Consider the following 26,498-nt stretch of genomic DNA (forward strand, 5'->3'; position numbering starts at 1 on the left):
GCTGGCACCGCCTTTTCTAATTATTACGCAATGTAATTTGCAGCCTACAGGAAGTTGCGGCGCTGCCACCAGCCACCGCGGCGCGGGGCAGGTTCTTCTTCCTCGCTGGCAACATCCACCTGCTCGCCATCGACCATACGAGAACGGGTGACGACCGGCTGTTTCGGTGCTTTGGGCGCTGCCGGTTCTGCTTCTGCCTGCTCGGCTACCTCGTCTTGAGCAGGTGCAGTATCCGCTTGCATTTCCGGAGCCGCTTCAGCTGGTTGTTCTGTAGCTTGCTCTGCATCTATCCCTGCCTCTGACTGGGTTGCGGCTACTTCTGTTGATGGATCTTCAACGGTTTCAGTCTTCGCTGCAGGTTCGGTTATGGCTTCAGTGTCGACAGCATCGCTAACAGGCTTTGTAGAGTCCGGTTCTGTAGAAGCTGGTGCGTCGTCTATCGCCTTACCAACAGGCTCGTCAGAGGTGACCGTCTCAGCTGTTTGCTCTTGCGCGGTGATGTCTTCGTGCGCTTCGGGCGTTGAAGCTTCGCTCGCTGCGCTATTTTTGATGGCAGGTGCAGGCTCTGCGACGGCTTCCGGCTTCTCAGCTTGCGACGAGGCCTTGGCGTTTTCCTGTAAAACGTCAGCTTGTGCGGCTGCAGTTTTTGTTTCCACCGCTGTCGCAGTGCTACCGTTAGAGGTTTCGGCTAGGTCCGGCGTTTCAAAAGCCGGTGCAGACGGGATGACAACCTGCCCCAGAAAGGTGGCAGCAGCAGTAGCTTCCTCCGTTGCCTCGGCGGTGTCGGGTGTGGCGGCTTCTGTGCTCTCTACAGTGGCTTCATCGGTTGCTGTCTCTTCTGCAGCACCACGACGGCGGGAGCGCCGGCCACCGCGACGGCCGCGACGACGCTTACGACGGTTTTCCTCGTCTTCGCTGTCATCTTTTTCACCGGCCTCGCCGCTTGCTACGGCTTCGGCGTCGTCATTGGTGTCTTTTGCTTCGCCGTTGTCTTCGTTTGCTGCTTCTGTTTCAGAAGCATCACCTTCACCACGGGAGCGACGGCGGCGGCGGCGGCGGCGTTTGCGACGGTCACCTTCGTCGGCGGTGATGTCGTCATTGGCTTCCGGCGCATCTTCGTTGTCGTCGGCCTCGGCCTCGGCTTCGGCCGCAGCGATGGCCTGACGGTCCAGCTCCTCTTCTTCCTTGGCAGAAAGCGGGGTGATGCTGTCAGGTTGAACAAATACCGGAGCCTTACCAAGGCGTGACTGTGGCGAGACAGGTTCGCCGCGATCCAGCGCGAAGTGCTGTTCGGTGACGCTGTCATCTGCCATTACGGCGATCGAGAGACCAAAGCGGTTCTCCAGATCCATCAGGTTGTAGCGCTTCTGGTTCAGGATATAGAGGCAGACCTCTGAAGGTGTGCGAATAATGAGGTCGTGGGTTACCCCGCGCAGCAGCTGCTCTTCGAGCGAACGCAGGATATGCAGGGCAACGGACTCCACTGAACGAACAATGCCGGAGCCACGGCAATGCGGGCACACAACGGACGAGCTTTCCAAAACGCCTGTGCGCATACGCTGGCGTGACATTTCCAGAAGGCCGAAATGCGAAATGCGGCCAACCTGAATGCGCGCGCGGTCCGACTTCAGACATTCCTTCAACCGTCGCTCGACGGCACGGTTGTTGCGGCTCTCTTCCATATCGATGAAGTCGATAACCACGAGGCCTGCAAGATCGCGCAGGCGTAGCTGGCGGGAGATTTCTTCGGCGGCCTCAAGGTTGGTAGCGAGCGCGGTGTCCTCGATGTTCTGCTCGCGGGTGGACTTACCGGAGTTGACGTCGATAGAGACCAAGGCTTCGGTCTGGTTGATGACAATGTAACCGCCGGATTTCAAAGTGACTTCCGGAGAGAACATCGCATCTAGCTGTGCTTCAACGCCAAAGCGGGTGAACAGCGGCGAAGCATCGCGGTATGGTTGCACGTTTTTGGAATGGCTTGGCATGAGCATGCGCATGAAGTCTTTTGCTTCACGATAGCCTTCCTCACCTGAGACCAACACCTGATCGATGTCTTTGTTGTAAAGATCACGAATGGAGCGCTTGATCAGGCTGCCTTCTTCGTAAACAAGCCGCGGCGCAGCGGAATTTAGCGTAAGAGAGCGGACGCTCTCCCATAAGCGCAAGAGATATTCAAAATCGCGTTTGATTTCCGCTTTGGTGCGGCTGGCGCCTGCTGTACGCAGAATAACGCCCATGCCGCGCGGCACATCCAGATCACTGGCGATCTGCTTCAGGCGCTTGCGGTCAACCGGCTTGGTGATCTTGCGTGAAATGCCGCCACCGCGATCGGTGTTTGGCATCAGCACAGAGTAACGGCCAGCAAGCGAGAGGTAGGTGGTCAGCGCGGCGCCTTTGTTGCCACGTTCTTCCTTTACAACCTGCACCAGCAGCAGTTGGCGGCGCTTGATGACCTCTTGGATTTTATAGTTGTCCCGCAGGCGGCGAGGGCGCTCTGGCACCTCTTCCATGGCGTCTTCGTTGCCAACCTGATCGACGGAGTCGCTGTCTGCATCTGCATCGGCGTTGTAATCAGAAGCGGTGTCTTCATTGTCCCGGCGGCCACGGCGACGGCGGCGCGAACGCGAGCGGCGGTGGTCGCGGCGACCACGACGGCGTTCGTTGCTGTCTTCTGTAGATTCTTCAGCAGTTTGTGCATCTGCATCTGACGAAGTCTCGGCTTCTTCAGCGTCAGAGTCGTCTTCTGCTGCTGCTTCAACGCCAGTATCGCCCTCACTATCGTCAGAGTTTTTGGCGTCTGCATCCGAAGCCGTTGCTTCTTTTTCAGTTTCTTCCTGATTAGCAGCGTTGTGTTCTGCCCGTTGGGCAGGAGCGGCGTCATCGGACGTAATTTCTGAGATTACCGGCGCCGCAGCGACATCTTTCGTTGCCGCAGCATCGCTCGGTGCTTCCGGTGCCTCGGTTTCTGGAGATGGTGCCTTGTCCGCCTCAGCATCGCTTGGTAGATCTTGGTTGGACAGCGCGTGTACATCTTCCACCACATCGTCGCCTGCTGGGGCGTCGAGGCGGGCAAGTTGTTCTTCTTCGTCCTCTTCTTCGATCAGCTCGGAGACGACATCATCTTCTTTGGCGGCTGCGCGCGCAATTGCAGCTTCTTCACGGGCAGCTTCCCGCTTGGCTTCTTCGCGTTCACGGCGCTCACGTTCGCGCTGGTTGGCCTCTGCTTCGGCAGCGAGTTGCTCTTCCAGTGCTTTGCGATCCGCCTCTGGCAGCTGGTAGTAATCTGGGTGGATTTCGCTAAAGGCGAGAAAACCGTGCCGGTTGCCGCCATATTCTACGAAGGCCGCCTGCAGGGACGGTTCAACCCGTGTGACTTTAGCAAGATAGATATTTCCGCGCAGCTGCTTGCGATTTGCAGCTTCAAAGTCGAATTCCTCTACCCGATTTCCACGCACAACCGTTACCCGGGTCTCCTCCGGGTGGGTTGCGTCGATTAGCATTTTGTTTGCCATTAAATGATGTCCCCGCAAGCGGCGCCAAGCACTGGCGCAGGAGGCGCGACTTTATGCTCATGTGGTGCTGCTCACGTTGTTTTTGCTGTTGATATTAAGGCCGCGCGGGTCGGCAGGCGCACACACATCACCAGCAGGGGCTGGCCAATGGGCCAGCGCGCGGCTGCTGTTGATGCTTAATAATGCGCGCATGTTGTTCAAAACCGCGTGCCCTTCTTCAAAATTGGTTGGGCGACAGAAACCTGCGCGCCTTTTTGCCAGCAATGCTGGCGGTGATATGCGTATCTGTTGTGCCGGAGCCGGGGCATTGCCGCGGGTCTCGGCCGCTTGGACACGTAGAATTCGATTTTAGGGTTTCAAAGGCTGCCAAGGCGGGCCTTAAACGAAACCAGTCGTCGGTTAGCTTTGGTCTATCTGCGGTTTCACGACGGCTGCAACCACCAATACTAACGGAATTGCCTCAACAAAACGTAACAGAGGGTGGCGTGCCAGCGGCGTGTGTCTTGCGGGTATTTAGGCAATCGGCGCTGAGGGTATTCAGCATGCCGTGTCTTACCAGATTTATAAACACCAGACGCACAGGGCGGGTCAGCGTACCTCGTGAACGCAATAAACTCATCTTTCTTTTAAGCGGCAAAGTGGTGCAATGCAAGAGCGGGATTCCAGAGCTGGCTCAGGACGTTGGATAAGCTTGGTGTCAGGCTAGTCCCCTAAAAATATGCACATCTGTGTTTTTTATGGTCGAGTTCGTAGCGTGAAAGCCTTGTAACAGGGTGACTTTAGATAAATTGTCTTTTAATTCTCATAATTCATATTTTGCAGTGTCTTGTGCAGGTTCGGGGGACTTGGTGACAAAGAGTGTCAGGAATATTTGCAGTTGGTCCACATGGTTTTTTGGGGTGGTGCTGCTTGCGCTAACGATATCGGTGGTCGCAGCCCCCACGTTTTCATATGCACAAGGACCAACGAAGGCGGTGACAATCTCTTCTGCCCGTGTGGCTGGGGATAGTGCGCGCACGCGTTTTATCCTCGATATGGAGGAGGAGGTGCGTTATGCGCTCACATTCTTGGCGGACCCGTACCGTGTTGTTATTGATCTTGAGCAGGTGCTTTTTGATTTTTCCAAAACACCTGATGAACGGGCGCGCGGATTGGTGAATGGCTGGCGTTACGGTGCTGTCGCCAAGGGGCGCTCCCGTGTCGTGCTTGATCTGGCTGCACCTGTGATGCTGGACAAGACTTTTATGATCCCGAAGGTTCAAGACCAACCAGCGCGCTTGGTGATTGATCTGGTGGGGGCAAACCGTGATGCATTCTTGCGGCAGGCGGATGAACTGAATGGCAAGTCTGCCGATTACATTCGTGACTTTGGCGCGCACAATTCCCACCCTCAGGTTGCGGTTGGTAAAAGCCAGAATGCGCAAAATGCAGGCAAACTCGGTAATGCTTCTGCGGTTGCGCTGGCTATTGATGCAGGAGGCATGGCTGCACAGCCGGCTAAGCGAGCGGGGCGCAAGTTGATCGTTCTGGATGCGGGGCACGGGGGAATTGATTCTGGTGCGGTTGGTGAAAAAGGGACGCTTGAAAAGGCGGTGGTGCTACAATTTACCTTGATGCTTGCTGATAAGCTGAAGGCTCTTGGCCCCTATGATATTCGTCTGACCCGGGATAATGACCGTTTTATTCCATTGCGCAAACGGCGCGAGTTTGCCCATGAGTTGCAAGCGGATTTATTTATTTCGCTGCATGCGGATTCGATTACCGAAGGGGCCGAACATACGCGCGGCGCTTCGGTGTATACCTTGTCTGAGAACGCGTCTGACCGGCTGGCGGCGACGCTGGCGCGGCAGGAGAACAAAGCGGATTTGATTGGCGGTATCGACCTTTCGGAGGAGCCGGAGGATGTGGGCAATATTTTGCTGGAACTGGCGCGGCGGGAGACTGAAAACTTCTCGGTGCATTTTGCAAGGTTGGCCGTGGAGGAGCTGAAAAGCGCTACCCGGGTGATCAATAAGCCGCTGCGCTCTGCGGGGTTTGCAGTGTTAAAAAGCCCGGATGTGCCCTCTGTCTTGGTGGAGTTAGGTTTTTTGTCGAATTCACATGATGAAGCCATGCTCACCTCTGATGATTGGCGCGAGCGGGCATCGGATGCGCTGGTTGAAGCCATCAACGCTTTTTTTCGCGGACGCATTGCACAGCAGGGCAGCTCGGACTAGGAAAGCATCTGGTGTTTTCTTTAGTATCGCCTTAGCAATGCCACAAAGAAAGGCCAGTTGAAGGCTGAAAACGCCCGCTATTTTGCGGGTTTTTGCGCTTGATTGCTGCGTTTTGAGGCGGCTTATCGGGATGAACTGCGAGGATTGCCAAGGCCATCTTCTGGCAATTTGGTGAGGCGGAAAGACAAGCTGGTATGAAAGTTTTTGCAAGAATCATTGGCTATCTGTTTTCGATCGGGGCGGTTTTGGGCCTCATCGGAGCGGCGGGCATGTGGATTTACCTGCAGGGCCTGACCAAGGATTTGCCGGATTATACCACCTTGAAGAATTACGAACCGCCGGTAATGACCCGTGTGCATGCCGCGGATGGGCAGTTGCTCTATGAATTTGCGCATGAGCGGCGGTTGTTTTTGCCGATCGAGGCGATGCCGGATCGGTTGAAGCAGGCATTTATCTCCGCCGAGGATAAGAATTTTTACAATCATATCGGATTGGACGTGACTGGCCTTGCCCGTGCGGTGATCACTAACGTAAAAAACTTGGGCTCCGGACGGCGATTGGTTGGCGCCTCGACGATCACCCAGCAGGTGGCGAAGAACTTCCTGCTCACCAACGAGCAAACCTACATTCGCAAGCTGAAAGAGGCGCTGCTGTCGCTGCGCATCGAGCAGGCGTACACCAAGGACGAAATTCTAGAGCTTTATCTCAACGAGATCTATCTGGGCTTGGGGGCATATGGGGTTGGCGCTGCTTCGCTGATTATCTTTGACAAGTCGGTGCATGAACTGGAGCTGCAAGAGATCGCCTATCTGGCAGCCGTGCCCAAAGGCCCATCGAACTACCACCCTTACCGCCACCGCGAAAAGGCATTGGCGCGGCGGAACTGGGTGATCGACCGAATGGTTGAAAACGGTTATGTGAGCGCGGAAGAGGCAGAGGCGGCGAAAGCCAAACCGCTGGATGTGAAGCTGCGCCAGACCGGCATTCATGTAACCGGTGCCGATTACTTTACCGAGGAAGTGCGGCGGCGACTTGCAGATCAGTATGGAGAAAAACGCCTTTACGAGGGTGGCTTATCTGTGCGTACCTCGCTTGATACCCGCATGCAGAAAGTGGCCCGCAAGGCGTTGACCAACGGGCTTATCAAGTTTGACCGGGAACGGGGCAGTTGGCGCGGGCCAATAGCGCAACTTGATTTGGCGGCCGGAAACTGGGCGAAAGCGCTCCTGAAGATTGGCGGGCTAGCCGATATGCCAAGCTGGCGGCCTGCTGTTGTACTTTCGACTTCGAATGAGCGGGCGGAGATTGGCCTGCGACCAAAATCCAAGACCGATGCGGCCAATCCACAGCGGGCGAGCCTGCGCCTTAGCCAAATGAAGTGGGCGCGGATCGACAAGCGCGCACCGCGCAATGTGCGGGAGGTGTTGCGGCCCGGTGATGTGGTGTATGCGGAGAAAGTGGGCTCTGGCTACGAGCTTCGACAGGTGCCGGAAGTTTCTGGCGGTTTGATTGCCATGGATCCGCAGAGTGGGCGCGTTTTGGCGCTGGTGGGTGGTTTCAGTTTTGATATTAGCCAGTTCAACCGGGCTACGCAGGCAAAGCGGCAACCGGGATCGGCATTCAAGCCGTTTGTTTACGCCGCGGCGCTGGATAGCGGTTACACACCGTCCTCTGTGGTGCTTGATGCGCCGATCGAGATTGATCAAGGCGGGGATCAGGGCATTTGGAAGCCGAAAAACTACGGCGGCAAATACTACGGCCCATCAACATTGCGCACGGGTATTGAACTGTCGCGGAACTTGATGACCATTCGCCTTGCAGAAGATATGGGTATGGATCTGGTGGCGGGTTATGCCAAGCGGTTTGGCATTTACGATGATATGTTGCCGGTGCTTTCCATGTCGCTTGGGGCGGGGGAAACCACCTTGATGCGAATGACGAATGCCTATTCGATGCTCGCCAATGGTGGGCGGCAGGTGCGGCCGACACTGATTGACCGAGTGCAGGACCGCTACGGCAAGACCATCTACCGCAACGATCAGTTGCTGTGCGCAACCTGTTCGGCCTATGACTGGGAAGAACAGGAGGAGCCGGTGTTGATTGATACACGCGAGCAAATCCTTGACCCGATGACCGCTTACCAGATCACCTCGATGATGGAAGGGGTGGTGCAGCGTGGCACGGCAACAAGTGTTAAGGTGCTCGGCCGTCCTGTGGCAGGCAAGACAGGCACAACCAACCAGGAAAAAGATGCGTGGTTCCTTGGTTACACGCCGGAATTGGCCGTTGGGGTTTATATTGGCTATGACACACCGCGGCCAATGGGTAAGGGTGCGACAGGCGGCGGGGTTGCTGCGCCGGTGTTTACCGCCTTTATGAAAGAGGCTTTGGCAGGAGCGCCGCCACAAGAATTCCCGCTGCCAGCGGGGCTGAACCTGATCCCGATTAACCGGCGCACGGGCCTGCGCGCGGATGCGGGGGCACCGGGCACAATTCTGGAAGCGTTTAAACCGGGTAACTACCCACCGGATAGTTACTCCGTTATTGGCTTTGAAGATGAAATCGGGGAGTATCGCGATGTCTCCAAAGAAGCAGGCGAGGCTGTGATGCTTGGGACAGGCGGTCTTTACTAGGCACTGGTATCAACAAAGAAAGGGAGGCAGCGGCTTCCCTTTCTTTGTTGCGGTGGCTACCCTTTTGGTGGGCAGTTTTTTCAAGTGTTATAGTTTATTGCCCTTGGGGTGAGGAGCGTTTCAGCTTCTTCCTGATATCGTCTATGTTGAAGGTTGCTCCTTCCTGCATCGGGGGGAAGGTAAGGAAGGTCTTACCAAGCTCCAGCACTTTTTCCTGCACAAAGACATAGCGCCAGAACTGGAACCCCCACCATTCGAGTGCGGCAATTGACTGGCTTATAGTGGTGCGCTCGAAGGGATCGAGGCGCAGGTTAACAATACCGGGCCAATTGACGGGCACAGGCGCACCGAACCAGCCCCCGGGTTGTTCTAGAAAAGTGTATTTGTAGTCATTGATACGGGCTGCCCCGAGCTTGCTTTCGGCAAAGTACCAAATTTCCTTGCGCTTGCTGGGCGCGGTGCCTGCAAGCATTTGTGTTTGGTCATAGCCATCGAGGTGAACCTTGTAGTCGGTGCCATCCAGTTTACGCCCCGCGAGCAATTCCTGCTTGATGTTGGGCATACCAGCGGCAGCAGCAAATGTTGGCAAAAAGTCGAGGCCAGCCATAATCTCGTTATTGACAGTGCCGGGAGCAACAGTGCCGGGCCAGCGGATCACCATAGGAGAGCGGAAGCCGCCTTCTGTTACCATGCCTTTTCCGCCTGCGAAGGGTGTTTGCCCGCCATCGGGCCATGTGAAGTTTTGAGTGCCGTTGTCGGTGGTAAAGACGAGGATTGTGTTGTCCTTCAAGCCATGCTTGTCCAAATGGGCATCCAATGCGCCGACGATGTCATCAAGCTGGGCCATGCCTGCTTCTTGCAAGGACCAGCCGTTTTTATCGTTGCGCATGTTCTGGTATTTTTCCGGCAAGTGGGTGAATACGTGCATGCGGGAGGGGTTGAGCCATAAGAAAAACGGCTTTTGCTGCTTTTGAGCTTCGTCGATAAAGTTCGTGGCGTGCTCGAGGAAAACCTCATCAATGGTTTCCATGTTCAGCTCGACACCTTCGACAGGATATGGTGGCAGTTCGCCTTTGTCGATGATGCGCTGTTTGCCCACTTCGCCCCAACGGGGTTCAACGGTTGGGTCGTGCTTTTGCGTGGCAAAAGAGTGGACCACGTTGCGGGGGCCGAGGGTTTTGAGTTTGTCGCGGGGATAATTGGGGTGCCACGGGTCTTCCATGGCGTCCAAGTGATAGAGGAACCCAAAGAACTCATCAAAGCCATGTACGGTTGGCAAAAACTTGTTGAGGTCGCCGAGGTGGTTCTTGCCGAACTGGCCGGTCATATAGCCAGCTTCTTTCATGACCTTGGCAATTGTGGGGGCTGCGGCTGGCAGGCCTATGGTGGCTCCGGCTTGGCCGACGGTTGTCATGCCGGTGCGGATGGGCAACTGACCGGTGATGAAGGCGGCGCGCCCGGCGGTGCATGAGGCTTGGGCATAGTAGTCAGTAAATATGGCCCCTTCGGTGGCGATTTGATCGATGTTGGGAGCGCGTCCGGCCATCATGCCGCGGTGATAAGCGCCGATGTTCCATATGCCGACGTCATCGGCCATGATTACAACGATGTTGGGTTTTGTTGGAGGCTCTTCGGCGGCCAAGGCAGCAGGAGAGGCAAGAGCGGGGGCGATGGCCGCAATGAGAGCAGCGACAAAGTGCTTCGGCATTGAAATATCCTTAGCTCGATGGGCGGGATTATCCTCTTTTCCTCGCATGCTAGGGGCAAGGTTTGCGGCGGCGCTAAGGTTGGAAATCGGTTTCTATTCAAAACCCGCTTAAACCTCAGAGAATTGATTAACGCGACTTGTCAGCTGACTAACGGTGGTACCTGATTATCTGTAGAGCAGCGTCCGTTTTGGATGAATAGTCGGGGTGTGCATGCGCCGCGCCATTGAAAAGCGAGGAATGGGCGACTAATGTCTGCCTTCCAATGATTTGACGGGCGGTGGGCCCGATGACACGTAGTGATGAGGTATCCGATGCGCGCTGAAATGCAGGCGATCGTGGATGACATCCAGCAGGCTCTCAGCTTGCTGAGGAGGCATCTTTGACTGGGATGTGGCACTTGTCCGTTTGGACGAACTGAACGCACTTTCTGAGGACCCTGAGCTTTGGAATGACCCGGCCAATGCGCAAAAGTTGATGCGCGAGCGGCAAAATCTGGAAGACAGCATTAACGGGGTAAACGGGCAGAGCCAAGAGCTTGCCGACAACATCGAGCTTATTGAAATGGGCGAGATGGAAGATGATCAATCGGTGATTGACGAGGCTGAGGCGGCGCTGCGCGAGTTGCAAAGTGCGGTTGGTAAATTGCAGCTGCAATCCTTGCTCTCTGGCGAGGCTGATGGCAACGACACCTATGTTGAGATCAACTCCGGCGCTGGCGGGACAGAAAGCCAAGACTGGGCGTCCATGCTGCTGCGTATGTATCGGCGCTGGGGCGAACAGCGCGGCTTCAAAGTTGAGCTGATGGAATACAATGATGGCGAAGAGGCCGGTATTAAATCTGCCACTTTGCTTTTAAAGGGTGAGAACGCCTATGGCTGGATGAAGACAGAATCCGGTGTGCATCGTTTGGTGCGAATTTCGCCTTATGACAGCAATGCCCGTCGGCATACATCGTTTGCCTCTGTTTGGGTGTATCCGGTGATTGATGACTCGATTAATATCGAGATTAACGAAAGCGATTGCCGCATTGATACGTACCGGGCCTCTGGCGCGGGCGGGCAGCACGTAAATACCACCGATTCTGCTGTGCGTATTACTCACCAGCCGACGGGTATTGTGGTGCAGTGCCAGTCTGAGCGTTCGCAGCATAAAAACCGGGCAACGGCCTGGGATATGTTGCGGGCTCGTCTTTATGAGGCGGAGTTGCAAAAGCGTGAGGCGGCGGCCAACAAAGATGCTGCGGCCAAAACCGACATTGGCTGGGGGCACCAGATCCGTTCCTATGTGTTGCAGCCCTATCAGCTGGTGAAAGACTTGCGCACCGGTGTGGAAAGCACCAGCCCACAAGATGTGCTGGATGGCAAGCTGGATGGCTTTATGGAAGCAACCTTGGCGCAGCGCGCCTTTGGCGAGGGGCCAGCCTCTATCGAGGATATCGACTAAGAGAATTTGGCTTTTGCTGCAGTGATTAGAAGGGCTCCGGCGATATGTCGAGGCCCTTTCTTATGTGGACGACTGTCAAGCCCACCCACTGATGCTGCGAATGCAAACGCAGTCTGTCAATGTCGGCTGAGAGCCCATTTTACTATTGCTGTAGAAGATGCAAACGGTCGTCAATGGATCTGATTAGAACGAACGGGGCAATTATGCTAAGTCATGATGCAATAAACGCAGACAAACAAAAAAAAGAACGAAGTAACGCCTCCAAGGTCATGCGTAAGTTCGCACGCAAACTGGATACTCTAGACCTTTTAAGAAAACGGCAAACCACTTGGTTCGTCAGGGAGGCGGATCACATAGCCCACTTCATTCACGTTCACAAATTTAAATTTGGACCTTGCTTTCGCGTACATCTCGGTATCCGAGTACTGAATGATGACTTTGAATCAATTGCGTTAAATGGTCCAGATCATACCCAAGGGCTTGAATACACCGATGATGAGGCCTCGTTGGAAGTCTGCGCGACCGCAATGTACGATTTTGCCCGTATCAAAGGAGAAGACTGGTTCAACCAACAAGAACCTTCACTGCTTGCAAGTGATCATAGCTGGCTTACAGACGACACTCGAAATTTGCTTAGATACGCCCTGAATGGCCATTCAAATTCGGAGAATGTTCATCGTTCGCGTGCGCTGTTGGGCCTTGGAAAGTAATGACTAACCGATGCAATATCCGCTTCATTTCTCGATAGCCGTCTTTGGTTCCCTCGCAGCGAAAGGTCGCTTTATCCCACATCTGAGACATTGGGCTTTGGCTGCAGCAAAGCTCTCGGTGTCTGTCAAAGGCACCGAGTTCGGAGGCCGAACCAACACTGTTCACCGAGCTGCGTAAGCCTTTTCTTATTCGTGCCTGACATGATGATGTAAGGTAACCAAGTACCTCTTTCGGTACGCGCTGGTTGATGGGGATGCTACCCTTTTTTACTGTCGGTTATGCTGACCGGACCCCGTGCGCAGCATCCCCCATTGGCGTAGGCGGTGTGTCCACCACCAGTCGCCAAAGCTTGATTGCGAGCTTGCGGGCAACAGCAACAATGGCCTTCTGCCCGATCCTATGTTTCGCAAAATGTCGATTGTAGAGTTCCTTGGCTTCTGTGTCGCGCCAGGCCGCATTTCCATGCGGCTTCGATGAGAATACCGCGCAGGCGTTTCTGGCCCACCGGCCTGATCCTGGCGCGGGCTTGCACTGCCGACGCTCTGACTGAACACTGGGGCCAGACCAAGATATGAGGTCACTTACTCTGGTCTATTGAACCTTTCCGGCGAGAACAGTTCGGCCAGAAAGTTGTATGCGGCTGTCTCTCCCACTTCGACAATGGACGTCAGTCGTTCGAAAGTTTGAGCGTGCATGCGCTTGGTTGCGGTTCGGATCTCCGCACGCAGCACTTTGTCTTCTGATAGCAGAAACAGATACTCGCGCACCATCGAGGCAAGAGCCATGTGGTGCTGTGGCGGCACATCCAGCGCCGTCAAGTCGGCGGACGCGGCCTGTGACCACTTTTGGATGCTGGGTGGTTCATCAATCCCAGACGCCAGCAAGAAGCCCTTGATCTTCTGTTTGATCTTGCCCCGCTCTCCGTAATCCGTTTGCGGCGACGCACCAAGGCCCGGTAGCCCTCTTGTTCGACTGACGGGATTGCAATCGGGTGCAACAGCCCTCGCGCATAATACGTCGCCAGCTTCACCGCATCCAGTTGGTCGTTCTTGGCCGCCGCAGCATATCCGCGCGGAATGCGTGAAGCAGCAATGACGGATACGTTGAAACCCGCATCTGCCAAAACTCGTGAAAGCGAGAAGCCTATTGGGCCAGATTCATAGACGATTTGTTCAATGTTGATACCGAGTTCTGCTAACTGATGCGACAGTGTGGCCTCGCCTGCCGGACAGGTGTAGCTCTCAACCAACCCGTCGTCTTTCGAAAACAGCGCGACAGAATAGGTCTTCTTGTGAACATCAAGGCCAACGACGACAGGCTGGTCTTCAACCGCAGCCACAAACCGCGAAATGCGTGTCGCTTTCTTTACCATGCTGGAAACTCCTATCGTTGGAATGTTCCGGCATCGCAGAAGTCAGCTGCGCCGCCGTCCAGCATGGTATTTTTTTGATTGTCGAGCTTTGGTCAAGGCCGTTTGATCTTCTGCTCTTGCAATTGACGTGTGCCATGAGCGAGGGCGAGACCCGTGGTCAAGACGAGGCAGAGCATGGAGAAAATGCGGAGCGTGGCGTCTTCTCCCACGGCTTTAAAAAGTGGCATGGAGATAAAGACCGAGAGGACTTGCCCCATGAACACAGAAGTTGTCAGGAGGCCGCTGCACAGGCCGCGTCGATGTGCGGGGACGATTGAGAGCATGATGGCCGGGAAAGCGGGCATGGCGAGGGCATATCCGGCACCGATAAGGCCAGATGCGCATAGGATTGCAATTAAGGAGCGCGAAGGCAAAGCGGCAAACCCGACAGCCATTAATAGGAATGCCGCCGCAAGCACTGCTGACGCTCCGAGCAACTTGCGCAAACGGGCATAGAAGACGGCAGATAGTCCGCCCGCCAGCATGACTGAGCCCAGAGCAAGGCCGGTGGTTGTGGGACTGTTAAAGCCTTTGGCACCCAGAATAAACGGTATCTGTGTTGGCATTACAAAGAACAGGGTGTTGGTTGCCATTTGTAGAAGCAAAATACCCAAGAACAACAGATGGAAGCTTGAGACTTGGGGGGGACGTGGAGTTGCTACATCGCCTGAACCTGCCTCAGAGTTTACGTGGGTTGTTGCTTGGCTGGGAATTGTGCGGAAAGCGAAAGGCATAACAAACAAGGACAGCTTGTAAACGGCAAAGGGAAGGAAGGGTGAGAAGAGTGCAAGCAGGCTGGCGAGAGAAATAAAGCAAAGACCGCCAAGATTGCGGGCGGAGGTTTGTAGCCCCATCAAGATATTGCGGTGCTGCGATGAAAAGAGGTCCCCTATTAAGGCTGTCTGGGTTGACATAATCAATGCCACAGCGATGCCCAGAAGCAAACGGGAGGCGAGAATTGTCCAGAGCGTCGGCAGGTAGAGGCCTGCGCTACCGGCCAGGGCAAACAGTAGCAAACCGGAGAGTAACAGGGCGCGGCGGCCATATTGATCTGCCAACCAACCACAAAACGGGGCGACCAGAATAACACTCGCGGAGGGCGCCGAGACCAATAGGCTCGTAAGCCATTTGGCATGGGGCTGCTGGGAGAAAGAGGCGGCTATACCCGGCAGGGCCGGGCTGATGGTGGCGTTTGCCATGACGGTGAGCGTGGCGATGAGCAGCAAGGTTAGGGCGGTGGGGTTGTGGGAGAGCCGCCCAACTGGGGGCGGTGCCTTATAAGCGGATGCATGGGGCAAAGCGGATTTCCTCTTGCAATATGGTTTGAATGCAAGGAGGTTACGACTTCAAGTCAACTTGAGGTCAACCATGGATTTGCTTGATATTGGCGAGGTTGTGCGACGCTCTGGCGTTAAGGCCTCGGCACTGCGTTACTACGAAGAAATTGGATTGGTGCGATCTGCCAGCAGGATCGGGCTTAGACGGCAATATGAACCGCAGGTATTGACGCGGCTGGCAGTGATAACGCTCGCCAAATCCGGCGGGTTCTCGCTTACGGAAATCGCGCAGATGTTTGATGCTAGTGGGCAGTTGCGGATATCACGCAAGGCGATGCACGCAAGAGCGGATGAGGTTGAGACGCAAATTCAAGAGCTTATGGCCCTGCGGGATATGTTGCGACATGTGGCTGAGTGTCCAGCGCCGAGCCATTTGCAGTGTCCCTCGTTTGTGAAGCTGCTAAAGAGCGCGGTTGCACAAAAAAGGGCTGTCCTATCCTCCTGATCGGGGCTTTGCAAGGCCGCCGTGCTTGGCGCAAGGTGTGAGGGAGTGGAGCGCCAAGCAGGTGAACAGGTGATTTGCTAGTTGCCCAGAGGGGCATAGTCGATGCCGGTGCTCGCGCCAAACCGGATAACACGCAGATTTTCTGTGCTGGTGTTTTTCTCGATCTTAGCGGACTGGTTCGAGCCGGTGCAGGATGCTGTGCCAGCCTTGGGGTAGTCATCAATGCTTAAAGCGCGAATTACGGTGATGGTGCCCAATGCCAGCTTTTTCCCGGGGCCAATGAGCGCTTGTTCGTTGGCCTCAAGTTTAACCGGCTGATTGAAATCAACGGTGACGTTGATCGGGTGATCCAAGGTGTTGACCAGCATCTGGCAACCAGTTTTTAGCTGGAAGCCATTTGCAGACAGTGCTGGCGTGGTGAAAAGAAGCCCTGCTGCAGCGGCCACTAGTAAATGGATGGTTTTCATCGTCTTTTCCTTGTTGTTTGCGCTGTGAAGCACATGCGCTTGCAACAGGGAGACGAAAAGGCGCGGGAGTTGTGCACGCTCCAATGGTTAAAAGGTTAGTGCTTTGTTTCCGGCAGTTGGCAGATGACGGCGCGGCTAGGACGCGGCGCTGAGCGCATCGGCGACCTTTAAGAACGGCATTGGATCGACCGGTTTGCCGTCAACCCTGGTTTCAAAGTGCAGATGAGGGCCGGTCGAGCGACCGGTGTTGCCTGCAAGGCCGAGGGTTTCGCCCGGAATAACCATCTGCCCCTTTTTGACGGTGATCTTATGTAGGTGCGCGTATTTGCTGGTGATACCGTTGCCATGGTCGATTTCGACGGCAAGGCCATAGCCGCCATTGCGCCCGGCGAAGGTGACACGCCCCAGCGCACTGCTGGAAATCGGGGTGCCGGTTTTTGCCGGAGCGTCGATGCCATGATGCATGGCCGGTTTGCGCAGGAAGGGATCCATGCGCGGACCGAAGGCACTGGAAATTTTGAGTGTCGGCAGCGGCTTTTGCAGTGGCAAGCGCTCTTGGGCAACCAGCAGGGATTGCCGTCGGTCGAGCGCGTTTTGCAATAGGGCGAGGGCATCGGCGGGCTCTGCCGGGTGATAGGGCCCGCCAATGGCGGGTGCCGGGGCTTTTTCGCTTGCAGATTGCAACATATCGCGGCTGGCGGTGTTGAGTGGTAGGGCTTGCAGCAGCGCTAAACGGCGTTGAATATCGGCTTCAGCTATGGTCGTTATGGCGTTGGTGTTACTTGCCAGCTCTTGGCTCGTTTTAGCAAGGCTACCGCGCAAGGCACTAGCTGCGTTGGCGAAACTCTCATTGGGACGCGGGGGAGAGGGCAGATTTGCGTCCAGTGCCACTTGGCTTGCGTCTTGTGGCAACATGGCCGTTTTTTTTTGTTCTAGCGCAATAGTGATTTCATTGGGCACACCTCGCAGGAAAAATGCTTGTGTTTGGCCTTGCTGCGGTACCAGCAGGGTCTCGGCTTCAAACCGGGGTTGTACGTCATTTACGTTCGGGTTTGGCACGCCACTGACCTTGGGGCGCGGTTCCGTACTATTTTGGGGCAAGAGGCCAGAATTACCGGCGCTGTTTAGCAGTGGTTGAAGCTGCTGTAGATCCTGAGCTAACTGTTGTTGTTGCTGGCGTAGTTCCGCAAGGCTGGTTCGCGCCTGATGCTGGGCGAGGGCGGCATTGCTGCGCTCGGTGTGCAGCTGGTGACGCAGAGCGGCGAGCTGGTTTTCTAGGCGCTCTGTTTCTTTCAAGTGGGTGGTCACCAATGAGGTGAGTAGGGGCTGCTTCCACTCATCAAATGCGATTTTTCCAGCAAATCCGGTTGCCCCGGCAAGGACTGATGCCATGGGAAGGGCGAGAACTACAACTGCCCACGGTATGCGCCGCAGGCCACGCGGACCTGCATAGACCAGTTGGCGGGCATAGTTTGGTTGTTGTTTGTTGGTTCGCCCCATAATAGTTCGCCCTATCACATCCCGGCCCCTAAACCGGGCCACCTCTTAAAAGGTCCATCGCAAATAACTGGTATAAATTACCAATCATATAGCGCTGTGTATGGTTAATAGAGCGTAAGCAGAACGCCTCAACCTATAATTTTTATCAGGGGCTTGTAAAAATTGGGGGTGAGGCCCGCCTCAGAGCGGGCGCGATCATTGAATGGCGGTTTGAGAGAGCCGCGAAAATGGGTGCGAACGAGTTTTTGGAAATGCGGTACCGGGCGGATGCGTTCACGGTCGCACATGAAGCGGAACCATTTAGCACCGAATGCGACGTGTTTCTTTTCGTCTTGATAAATGCGCTCAAGCGCCGACGCGGTGTCCTCGTCTCCTGTCTTGCGGGCTTTGGCAATCATCGGCGGGGTGACATCCAGCCCGCGCGCTTCCAGCAACATGGGGATGAGTGCAAGGCGGGCAAGCAGATCGTGGCCGGTGGACTGTGCTGCATGCCAGAGGCCGTCATGGGCAGGAAGGTCCCCGTAAGCAGCATCAAGTCGGGAAAGGCGGCCTTGCAACATGGAAAAGTGCAGGGCTTCTTCCAAACCCACTTGGACCCAGTCATCATAATAGGAGCGTGGTAGTGATATTTGTGCAAAGCGGCCAATTAGATCCCACGTAAGATCGATGGCGTTCAACTCGATATGGGCGAGCGAGTGCAAGAGAGCAACTTTCCCTGTTGAGCCGCCAATGGCGCGTTTAGGCATATCGCGAGGTGCGAGCAAGACCGGCTTTTCCGGCCTTCCCGGCCGCTCAGGCATGGGGAGAAGCGTTGGGCCCCGCAACGAGATTTCTCGGGAAAACCAAGCGTTGGCGAGCGCATGGGCCAGATCGACCTTCAGTTGCAGATCGGCAGTTGTGACGATTTTTGCAGCGCCTGCCTGAAGTGACCCAAGCGAAGCGGAGAGGGAGCGGGTTTCTTGGTCCATGCGGTGGTTTTCACTCAACTGTTTGGTGCTAAAGCACGCGTGCGGCCTCGAGAACGGCTTCGGCGTGTCCGGCGACTTTAACTTTGCGCCAGAGCTTGGCGATATTGCCGTCCTTATCAATTAAAAAAGTGCTGCGCTCTATGCCCCAAAATTTCTTTCCATACATATTTTTTTCCACCCAAACTCCATAGGCTTCGGCGGTTTTGTGTTCTGTATCGGCGCCGAGGGTGAATTCCAGTTCATATTTCGCCTTAAACTTGTCATGCTTGCGTGCTTCATCTGGAGAAATGCCGAGGATCGTGATGCCAAGCGCATCGAATTCGGCCTTAAGCTCGTTAAACGCGATTGATTCCTTTGTGCAACCAGGGGTGTTATCCTTGGGGTAAAAGTAGATAACCACAGCTTTGCCCAGATGTTGCGCTAGAGAGAAAGTTCCGTCGCTATCTGTTGGCAATGTGAACAGCGGGGCTTTGGCACCCTCCGTCAGTTGCGGGGTTACGGTGGTGTTCATGTGCGTTGTCCTTTCTTTAGGGAAGGCGGCTTGATGCGAAAAAAAACAGTTTTGATGCGTTGGGGACGACAGCTTGGGACGAGCCTGATATTCAATAGGTGTCCTGCTAGATTCGTGTTTCAACCCTAAGGAATAGCAGTCCGCTGATGTCTGATGATCCAAATCTTCAAGGTTCTTCCAGCCAATCTACTTTGTTAAAGTGGGTAAAGCGATCTCTTGTGGCAATTGTCTGCCTTGTTATTCTGGCAGCTGTCACCCTAGCTATCAGGCTGATGTCCGGACCTGTTGCTATTCCCTATGTTGCCGAGATTGCTGCACGCAGCTTCTCTTCTGCGCCTGTGAAAGTCAAACTTGGTGCGGTGGAGTTCGCCTATTCGGCGGAAAAAGGCAGCTCACTCATTCTTAAAGACGCCTTGTTGCAAGTGTCAGGACGGGCTTCGGCGCAAGTGCTGTTGCCACAGGTTGAAGCGCAGCTGTATTTGCCTTCCCTGCTTTGGGGAGATGTGCAAATAACGTCATTGTCGCTCGTGCGGCCTAGTGCGCTGGTGACGTTGCAGACCAGCTCGGAACCCCTGCCGAAAGCGCAAGTGCAATTGGTGGCGCTTGACAAGTTTTCTGTTCTGATCGCTTCGGAATTGCGGCGGTGGGATCTTGAAAAAATTCACGTGGAAACCGGTGCCGTGCGCGTAAAATACACCGACAGCACCTATATCGCCCGTGGGATCGATGCGGATTTTCTGCTGCTTGATGATCTGGCCTTCGCTGCAAATGCAAATGTGGCTGGCCGGGAGGGGCGATGGCAGTGGGAGCTACGCCGCGATGTCGACCTGCATAGTGGTGAAAGGGAGCTTAGCGTGCGGATCAACGATGCAACCTTTGCAGACTTGATGCCGCTACACAGCGCGCGCACCGCGCCAGAGATTGCACAGGCGCGAATTTCTTCCAAGGGGCTTGCCCGTCTTGATGCAACTGGGGCCTTTAAGGATGCCTCGCTGGAAGTAAAAACGGAAAATCTGAAATTTGGCCGTAACGAGGAAGACATTCGGCTGGACAGTGTTGATCTGGCCTTTTCCATGCGGCGCAATATTAATGATTTGATTGTTGAGCGGGCGATCATTCGCTCAGGCGATACGCGCTTTGTGATGGGTGGGGTTGTAACGCCCCCGCTCGGGCAGGATGAGCCGTGGACCTACACGCTTGGTTCGCGCGAGGTGGTCCTTGCCCCTACAGATGTGGATGCGAAGCCGCTTATCTTTTTTGATAGTCATGCAAGTGGCCGCCTAGACCCGGCAGAGCAGACGTTCTACATCGATAGCGCTGCCGGGATTGGGCAGAATTTGCGTGTGTTGGCAGCTGGTTCCATCTATTACGGCGCAGGAGGGCCCTATGTGGCGCTGGCGGTGAACTCCCCTAGCCTGAATGTGGGACAGCTCTTGCAAATTTGGCCGGTTTCTGCGGCCCATGAGACGCGTTCATGGCTCACCGAGCATATGGTCGGCGGCATGGTTCGTGAGGTGAAGCTGGATATTGCGCTTGGTCCGGCGGCTTTTGACGGCATCAAGGGCGGTGATCCGGGCTGGCGCGGAGATGATATTACCGCCTCCTTCGACTTTGATAATTTGGCGCTGCGACCGCTGGAGACTCTTCCAGTGGCAGGTATGCTATCTGGAAACGGAAAAATAGCAGGCGAATCCCTCGTGATGGAGGGCGGCGAGGGCGCTTTCTATATGCAAGATGGCAACCGTGTTGCCATTCCGTATATTCGCTTTGAGGCGGCGGACTTGGCCAAACCGGGGCCGCAGCTGGCCCGCTTGGAGCTGGAACTGGCTGGCAAGGCGGATGATCTGGCGGTACTCATCGACTCAGAGCCTGTTGACGCATTGGAGCAGCTTGGTGCTGTGCCTGCGGACTTTTCAGGAAAGGGTGAGCTGAAGGTCAAGGCGGCATTTCTGCTTGAGAAAGATATCAAGGTTGAGGATGTTGAATGGTCGGCAGAGCTGAAAACCGATGGGCTGAGCAGCAAGGCGGAGTTTTCCGGGCAAATCTTAAGTGACGCCGATCTTACCATTAGTGCAAATAACGAGAAACTCAGGGTTCAAGGCACAGGCAAACTGAATGGGCTCAAGGCTGACTTGGATATGAGTGTACCGCTTGGCAACGAAGGCGGCGTTTCCAAACAGGATATTGTCCTGAAAGCTTCTGCAAGGGACTTTGCCAAGCAAGCACCGGGCATCACCGAATTTGTACGCGGTCCGATGACGGTGCAGGTGGATGAAGAGGGTGATGCGCAGGTTTACAATCTGGATTTGCGAGAAGCACAGATAATGCTGGATCCGGTCGGTTGGAGCAAAGCCGCTGGCGTGCCAGCAAGGGCCCGATTCAGGCTGGAAAGCTCGAAGAAAGGGTTGGTTGTTCAGAATTTTTCTTTGAGTTCGGACGGGGTTGATGTGAGAGGCAATTTGCGGCTTAGCAGCAAAGGTGACCTGCTGAAGGCCAGTTTCTCCCGGTTTAACTTACGGCCAAGCGATGATGTCCAGCTGAGCCTTACACGGCAAAAGAAAGGTGCTTTGCTGGCCAAAGTGCGTGGCAGCAGCTTTGATGGCCGTTCTGTTCTTGCAAAGTTGACCGGTGGAGAAGAAGCGGACCCGAAAGACAAGAGTAAAGTTTCGTTTGTGTTTGATGTGCTCTTGCAGCGTGTAACCGGATTTCACAGTGTGTTTGTTCAGGATTTTAAACTGAAGGGGCAGGCGCATAATGGGCAGTTGCAAAACATTTCTGTGCAAGGCAAGACGCAGGGCAAGAACGATTTTTCGGTGGCGCTGGCACCAAGTGAGAGTGGATCGAGCTTTGCCGGATCATTGGTGAACACGGGCGAGGTACTACGTTTTCTCAATCTGTTTGACAGAATGCGTGGCGGGCGCGGTGATGTGCAAGTGCAGATGCCGAGCCAGAAGGACTGGCAAGGGACTTTTGTTGTCAAGGACTTCTCGATAATTGATGATAAGGCGATCAAGGCACTGGCTAAAGTTCCAGCTTCTCGCAGAACCGCTGCCAACAATGAGATTTACAGCGCGGCGGTGCGCTCTGGCGAAGCTTCATTCCAGAAAATGGAAATGCCGTTTGTGCGCAATGGAGATGTGATCCGTATTGAGGGTGGGCGCCTTGTTGGGGCGGTGCTTGGCGGGTCTTTTGAGGGAGCGGCTAATCTTAAGACAAAAGCCTTGGATCTAAAGGGAACTTTTGTTCCTGCCTATGCGATCAACAACCTGTTTGCAAAGCTACCAATCATCGGGCTTGCGTTGGGTGGAGGCTCGCAGGATGGGGGGCTGATCGGTGTGACCTATAAGCTTGAAGGGACGTTCAACAACCCTAAAGTGAAGGTGAACCCGGCCTCTGCAATTGCTCCGGGAATTTTCCGACGCATTTTTGAATACAAATAGCATGTAGCCATCACCCGAGACCCAATGACAGCCCCGTGGATTTCGCGGGGAAAATAGCGGGATTGTCCTAGTGCGTTGGCTGCGCAAGACTGTGTTTTGTTGATGAGGTGCAAAACACATGTTGGATTTGAGCGATGCTGGGCAGCGATGCTTTGATGCCGCGATATTTCGGGCAGATGGTGTGCAGGTGCTGCGCGATTTTTTTAGTGAGAACGAGCTTGCCGATGCCCGCCAACAGTGGCGTGATGCAGCTGAGGCTGGGGAACTTCAGCGGCAGGATCGTTTCTTGCTAGGCTGTCTTAGCGGCGAAATCTCCAGAATTTGTGAAAGTCCGAAGCTGCTTGATATTGCACAGAAGCTGCTTGGCGATGATATCGCTCTGTATATGAACCGGCTGTTGGTGAAGGACGGGGTGTGGAGCGGAGAAGTGAGTGTTCATCAGGATCTACCTTACTTCAACGGTTCTGCTCAAAAGATTTCATTCTTTATCGCGCTAGAGCCCTGTACTGCCATTGCAGGTAACGGGGGCTTGAGTTTTGTCAGGGGCTCGCACCATTATGGTCCTTTAGAACGTGGTACAATACAGCTGCAAGACTGGCCGCAGATGGAAATTTTGTCACCGTCTTTGCAAGTTGGTGATGTGGTGGCCATGGACTTTTTGTGCTGGCACTACTCGGAAGCAGCGGTGAGAGCAGAGCCTCGTCCCTTGTTACAGATTGTCTATCAAAATGCTTGTGATGGAAGCTACAGTGGCCGGCCATTTGGCGTTGCAGAGCCGCGTTTGATGCGCGGGATCTGGCGTACCGAGCACTTTGCCGAGCTGCGCAAGGGGATCGTACCGGACGCATGAATACTCTTCTTGAAACAATTGGTTGGCTTGAGCGCAAGGGCTATCGTCGTGTTGCGGTATTGCTGAACACCTCCCATACTTCAGGGGTACCTGTTGGTTTTAAAGGCGTGTTGTTGCAGGTGGGCGCGGGAGCGCGTGGGCATAGCGGTGTCTTTGGACCGCGCAAAGAACGGATCCCTTTGCAAAATTGTCCCGCTGATGTAGATGCCATCGTGGTTGCAGATCCAGCGTTCTATGCTACAGCGATGCGGCTATGTGAGAGTTTACAGCGCAAGGGTGTTGTGGTTGTCCCGGCAAATCGGGAAGCGCTTGCCTCTCTTAAACTGCGTGGGCTAGATGCGCAGCGCGCCGCATGGGAGACTTCGGCTGCGGCGAACTATGTGGCGCGTTGTAATTTAAAGGGGCACTACCTCGAGTTTGGCTGTTGGTACGGACGTTCCTTTTTTAACAACTATCACGAAATGAAGCACTGGCTGGCAGGGGACTTCTTTGCATTTGATTCCTTTGCCGGACTGTCCGCACCAAAGCCTTTAGAATCTGAGTATACGGGCGGGGACTTTGCGCTAGGCAGCTATTGCTGCAACAAGGAAACGTTCTTGCTGCTCTGTGAGATGGCGGAGGTCGCCAAGGAGAGATTGCGCGTCACCGAGGGGTTTTACGAGACCACATTAGAAAAGCCTGCGAGCGCGTATGGGTTGGCAGATAAATCGGTCTCCGTATGTGTAATCGACTGCGACTTGCTGGAACCAACAAGGCAGGTATTGGAGTTCGTCACGCCTCTGCTTGAGGATGGGGCACTCATTTACTTTGATGATTGGCGCTTGACCCGCGCCAGCGCAAAAGTGGGAGAGCGGGCAGCAGCATTGGAGTGGTTGGCGGTCAACCGCCAATTCGAATTGATCGAGTTTGACCGCACACATTGGCAGCATCAGTGGTTTATTTTGGGCCGCCGGGAACCTGTGATCGAAAACGAGCGGGCACAGTTGGTTGTGCCGGTTTGACCCCTGTTGCGCTTTTGTTAGGTTGTAGATTGATTGGTCACAAAGCCGAGGCGTATTGGGAGTTTGGATCAAGGTTTTGATCTATGCCTGCGATGGTCACAAAAAACCCTCCTATGCAATGCTAGGAGGGTTTTATATCAGGTATTGCGTGATAGTGACTTATACCGGTTTGATAAGTACGTGCTTCTTTTTGCCTAAGGATAGTTTGATCTTGCCATCCTCAGCAATATCGGCAAGCGAGACGGTTGTGGTGTGATCGGCGACGGCCTTGTCATTCACGCGCACTGCGCCTCCCTTAATATTCCGGCGGGTTTCGCCGTTGGAAGCGCATAGCCCGGCGGTAACGTAAAGGCCGAGCACACCGATGCCAGCGTCCAGCTCATTGCGGGAAATTTCGATGGTTGGCAGACCTGCGGCGCTGGCGCCTTCTTCAAAGGCTTTTCGCGCTGTCTCCGCGGCTGCTTCGGCGGCTTCGCGGCCATGCAAAAGGGCAGTTGCCTCTGTGGCCAAGACTTTTTTTGCCTCGTTGATTTGTGCGCCTTCAAGAGCGGCCAGCTCGGCGATTTGCTCCATCGGCAAAATAGTGAAGAGCTTCAAGAAGCGCTCAACATCTGCATCTTCTGTATTACGCCAGAACTGCCAGTAATCGTAGGGGCTGAGCATATCTGCGTTGAGCCAGATGGCACCTGCCGCTGTCTTGCCCATTTTTGCGCCGGAGGCGGTTGTCAGCAGCGGGGTGGTAAGGGCAAACAGTTCCTCATCGGCAAGGCGGCGGCCAAGGTCAACGCCGGAGAGAATGTTGCTCCATTGATCTGAGCCGCCCATTTGCAAGCGGCAACCGGTACGGCGGTAGATTTCCAGATAATCGTAGCCTTGCAGCAGCATGTAGTTGAATTCAAGGAATGAGAGGTGCTGCTCTCGCTCCAGTCGCAGGCGCACACTGTCGCGCTGAATCATCTGGTTTACCGAGAAGTAGCGGCCGACATCACGCAGAAACTCCATGTAGTTGAGTTTCAATAGCCAGTCGGCATTATCCAGCATCATCGCATCAGCGGGGCCATCGCCATAGCTTAGGAATTTTTCGAAAACCTGCTTGATGCCGTCCTTATTGGCCTCAATGGTTTCGTCGGTGAGGACTTTGCGGCTTTCGTCTTTGCCGGTCGGGTCGCCCACCCGCGTGGTGCCGCTGCCCATTAGTGTGATCGGGCGGTGGCCGCTTTGTTGAAACCAGTAGAGCATCATGATTTGCACAAGCGAGCCGACATGCAAACTGGTGGCGGTGCAATCAAAGCCGATATAGGCGGTTACAGTCTCCTTGGCGCACAGCTCGTCCAGCCCATCTGCATTGGAAAGCTGATGGATAAAGCCACGTTCCTGCAACGTTTTCAGGAATTGGGATTTGTATGTGCTCATGGTCGCAACACCCGCCTCAAGTTTAGAATAAACAATGTTGGCAGGTGTATAGCGAAGATTGGCGGGAATTTCACGCGCAAACCTACGGATAATCGCAGGAGAATGGCATTTTAACCGGGCAGATGGCTTGGATGACCGAAGCGGAGCAGGTTGCCATGGGGATCATGGATGTAAAACTCGCACATCCCCCAAGGGCGGTCTGCAAGCTCCGACAGTTTTGCCAGAGGCGATTCTCCCCATGGCTTCTGCTGAAGTTGCGGATAAAGATCGTCAATGCCATCACCACGAATGTAGATGGAGCTGTTCTGGCAATAATCCGGCTCTTCAGTCAACCAAAACATGATTTCCAGATTACCTGCCTTCAAGACCAAAGTGGTGTCATCTTCGAAAGAGACCTGATCGAAGGCAAGAAACTTCTGATAGAATTCTTTGGTTTCTTGCAGGTCTAGAGATGGAAGGTTAGGGAGGATTTGCAGGTTTTGATCAGCAAGCATGAGATTTCCTTGCGGTGTTTGTGCACGTTTGCGGCACTCATTGATAGTTGTGCCACCTTGTTTGTTTTGGGCAGGCTAGGCTACGAAAGTTACGCGAAACCTACCGGTTGGTTGCGTGCTAAAGGGCACTTAACCGGTTCGTGAACAGCGTTTCCAGCAAGGCATTGATTTTAATGAAAAAAGGTCTTTGCCCACAGGCAAAGACCTCAGAGGTAGTTCGGGATAAGCCGATAGCAGGCATCGGCCTTGAAGAAGATACTGCTTTAAATTGGTGACGTGCGCATGACATTTCGCAGAATGCTTCCTTGAAAACCAAGAGGGCGGGAACATTGGTGTTTGTATTTTTCCCTCAGGAGAGGGCGGATGGCTTGCCTAAGACGTCGATGGAATAACCAAAATAAGAAAGGCCCCGGCCGCTTGAGCAGCCAGAGCCTTCC

The 26,498-nt window shown here is 54.6% G+C and carries 20 protein-coding genes; 8 read left to right on the plus strand and 12 right to left on the minus strand.

Annotation, left to right across the window (positions count from 1 at the left end; genetic code table 11):
- Window positions 1–44 precede the first annotated feature (44 nt).
- Entirely contained in the window at window positions 45–3,512 is a 3,468-nt protein-coding gene (locus AYK82_RS12025; RefSeq protein WP_068316070.1) for an Rne/Rng family ribonuclease, read from the minus strand.
- Between the two features lie 802 nt (window positions 3,513–4,314).
- Complete coding sequence (locus AYK82_RS18220; protein ID WP_208976494.1) at window positions 4,315–4,530, minus strand: hypothetical protein; 216 nt, start codon at window positions 4,528–4,530, stop codon at window positions 4,315–4,317.
- Between the two features lie 28 nt (window positions 4,531–4,558).
- Between AYK82_RS18220 and AYK82_RS12035 the strand changes: the two genes are divergently transcribed.
- Both AYK82_RS12035 and AYK82_RS12040 read left to right on the plus strand, forming a co-directional pair.
- The gene (locus tag AYK82_RS12035; protein ID WP_244265760.1) at window positions 4,559–5,728 is read left to right on the plus strand and encodes an N-acetylmuramoyl-L-alanine amidase; all 1,170 of its coding nucleotides are present in this window, start codon (window positions 4,559–4,561) and stop codon (window positions 5,726–5,728) included.
- Window positions 5,729–5,922: 194 nt separating this feature from the next.
- Window positions 5,923–8,361, plus strand: coding sequence for a penicillin-binding protein 1A (locus AYK82_RS12040; RefSeq protein WP_068316078.1), 2,439 nt, complete (start codon window positions 5,923–5,925; stop codon window positions 8,359–8,361).
- A gap of 94 nt (window positions 8,362–8,455) precedes the next feature.
- Here the strand turns inward: AYK82_RS12040 and AYK82_RS12045 are convergent, their stop codons facing one another.
- The gene (locus AYK82_RS12045; protein WP_068316080.1) at window positions 8,456–10,069 is read right to left on the minus strand and encodes an arylsulfatase; all 1,614 of its coding nucleotides are present in this window, start codon (window positions 10,067–10,069) and stop codon (window positions 8,456–8,458) included.
- 312 nt (window positions 10,070–10,381) lie between these two features.
- Between AYK82_RS12045 and prfB the strand changes: the two genes are divergently transcribed.
- Together prfB and AYK82_RS12055 are read left to right on the plus strand one after the other, a co-directional pair.
- A protein-coding gene (prfB, locus tag AYK82_RS12050) for a peptide chain release factor 2 (RefSeq protein ID WP_156453342.1) occupies window positions 10,382–11,513 on the plus strand; the annotation gives its coding sequence in 2 pieces (ribosomal slippage) (window positions 10,382–10,450 and window positions 10,452–11,513; 1,131 coding nt in all).
- A gap of 203 nt (window positions 11,514–11,716) precedes the next feature.
- Complete coding sequence (locus AYK82_RS12055) at window positions 11,717–12,223, plus strand: hypothetical protein (protein WP_156453343.1); 507 nt, start codon at window positions 11,717–11,719, stop codon at window positions 12,221–12,223.
- Between the two features lie 582 nt (window positions 12,224–12,805).
- Here the strand turns inward: AYK82_RS12055 and AYK82_RS12060 are convergent.
- The 3 genes from AYK82_RS12060 to AYK82_RS12070 all read right to left on the minus strand — a co-directional run bounded on the left by AYK82_RS12060 (window position 12,806) and on the right by AYK82_RS12070 (window position 14,933).
- Entirely contained in the window at window positions 12,806–13,027 is a 222-nt protein-coding gene (locus tag AYK82_RS12060) for a hypothetical protein (protein ID WP_156453344.1), read from the minus strand.
- Between the two features lie 11 nt (window positions 13,028–13,038).
- The gene (locus tag AYK82_RS12065; RefSeq protein ID WP_068316091.1) at window positions 13,039–13,596 is read right to left on the minus strand and encodes an IS110 family transposase; all 558 of its coding nucleotides are present in this window, start codon (window positions 13,594–13,596) and stop codon (window positions 13,039–13,041) included.
- Between the two features lie 92 nt (window positions 13,597–13,688).
- On the minus strand, window positions 13,689–14,933 hold the full coding sequence (locus AYK82_RS12070) for an MFS transporter (protein WP_068316093.1): 1,245 nt from the start codon (window positions 14,931–14,933) through the stop codon (window positions 13,689–13,691).
- 70 nt (window positions 14,934–15,003) lie between these two features.
- Between AYK82_RS12070 and AYK82_RS12075 the strand changes: the two genes are divergently transcribed.
- On the plus strand, window positions 15,004–15,417 hold the full coding sequence (locus tag AYK82_RS12075) for a helix-turn-helix domain-containing protein (RefSeq protein ID WP_068316096.1): 414 nt from the start codon (window positions 15,004–15,006) through the stop codon (window positions 15,415–15,417).
- A gap of 77 nt (window positions 15,418–15,494) precedes the next feature.
- On the opposite strand, the gene AYK82_RS12080 is transcribed toward AYK82_RS12075, so the two are convergent.
- From AYK82_RS12080 to bcp, 4 genes are all read right to left on the minus strand, one after another.
- Window positions 15,495–15,884, minus strand: coding sequence for a hypothetical protein (locus AYK82_RS12080; RefSeq protein WP_156453345.1), 390 nt, complete (start codon window positions 15,882–15,884; stop codon window positions 15,495–15,497).
- Between the two features lie 135 nt (window positions 15,885–16,019).
- Complete coding sequence (locus AYK82_RS12085; protein ID WP_068316102.1) at window positions 16,020–17,384, minus strand: M23 family metallopeptidase; 1,365 nt, start codon at window positions 17,382–17,384, stop codon at window positions 16,020–16,022.
- A 128-nt stretch (window positions 17,385–17,512) separates the two neighbouring features.
- Window positions 17,513–18,352 carry a ferritin-like domain-containing protein gene (locus AYK82_RS12090; protein WP_068316105.1) on the minus strand — a complete coding sequence of 280 codons (840 nt, stop codon included), beginning with the start codon at window positions 18,350–18,352 and terminating at the stop codon, window positions 17,513–17,515.
- Window positions 18,353–18,380: 28 nt separating this feature from the next.
- Window positions 18,381–19,025 (minus strand): thioredoxin-dependent thiol peroxidase, encoded by a 645-nt coding sequence (gene bcp, locus AYK82_RS12095; RefSeq protein WP_425272579.1) that lies wholly within the window; start codon window positions 19,023–19,025, stop codon window positions 18,381–18,383.
- On the opposite strand from bcp, the gene AYK82_RS12100 reads away from it, so the two are divergent.
- The 3 genes from AYK82_RS12100 (at window position 19,010) to AYK82_RS12110 (ending at window position 24,154) form a co-directional block, all read left to right on the plus strand.
- Window positions 19,010–22,303, plus strand: a complete 3,294-nt coding sequence (locus AYK82_RS12100; RefSeq protein ID WP_068316110.1) for an AsmA-like C-terminal domain-containing protein — start codon at window positions 19,010–19,012, stop codon at window positions 22,301–22,303. The genes bcp and AYK82_RS12100 overlap by 16 nt on opposite strands.
- A gap of 118 nt (window positions 22,304–22,421) precedes the next feature.
- A complete protein-coding gene (locus tag AYK82_RS12105) occupies window positions 22,422–23,153 on the plus strand; it encodes a phytanoyl-CoA dioxygenase family protein (protein ID WP_068316113.1) in 732 nt (243 codons plus the stop codon).
- Window positions 23,150–24,154: a TylF/MycF/NovP-related O-methyltransferase gene (locus AYK82_RS12110; RefSeq protein ID WP_068316116.1), complete on the plus strand. Its 1,005-nt coding sequence runs from the start codon at window positions 23,150–23,152 to the stop codon at window positions 24,152–24,154. Before AYK82_RS12105 ends, AYK82_RS12110 begins: the two co-directional genes overlap by 4 nt.
- A gap of 159 nt (window positions 24,155–24,313) precedes the next feature.
- Here AYK82_RS12110 and tyrS read toward each other — a convergent pair whose 3' ends face one another.
- Both tyrS and AYK82_RS12120 read right to left on the minus strand, forming a co-directional pair.
- Window positions 24,314–25,567, minus strand: coding sequence for a tyrosine--tRNA ligase (gene tyrS, locus AYK82_RS12115; RefSeq protein WP_068316118.1), 1,254 nt, complete (start codon window positions 25,565–25,567; stop codon window positions 24,314–24,316).
- 110 nt (window positions 25,568–25,677) lie between these two features.
- Entirely contained in the window at window positions 25,678–26,061 is a 384-nt protein-coding gene (locus AYK82_RS12120; RefSeq protein ID WP_068316122.1) for a bleomycin resistance protein, read from the minus strand.
- Window positions 26,062–26,498 lie beyond the last annotated feature (437 nt).

Source organism: Polycladidibacter hongkongensis (assembly GCF_001561995.1).
Lineage (GTDB): Bacteria > Pseudomonadota > Alphaproteobacteria > Rhizobiales > Stappiaceae > Pseudovibrio > Pseudovibrio hongkongensis.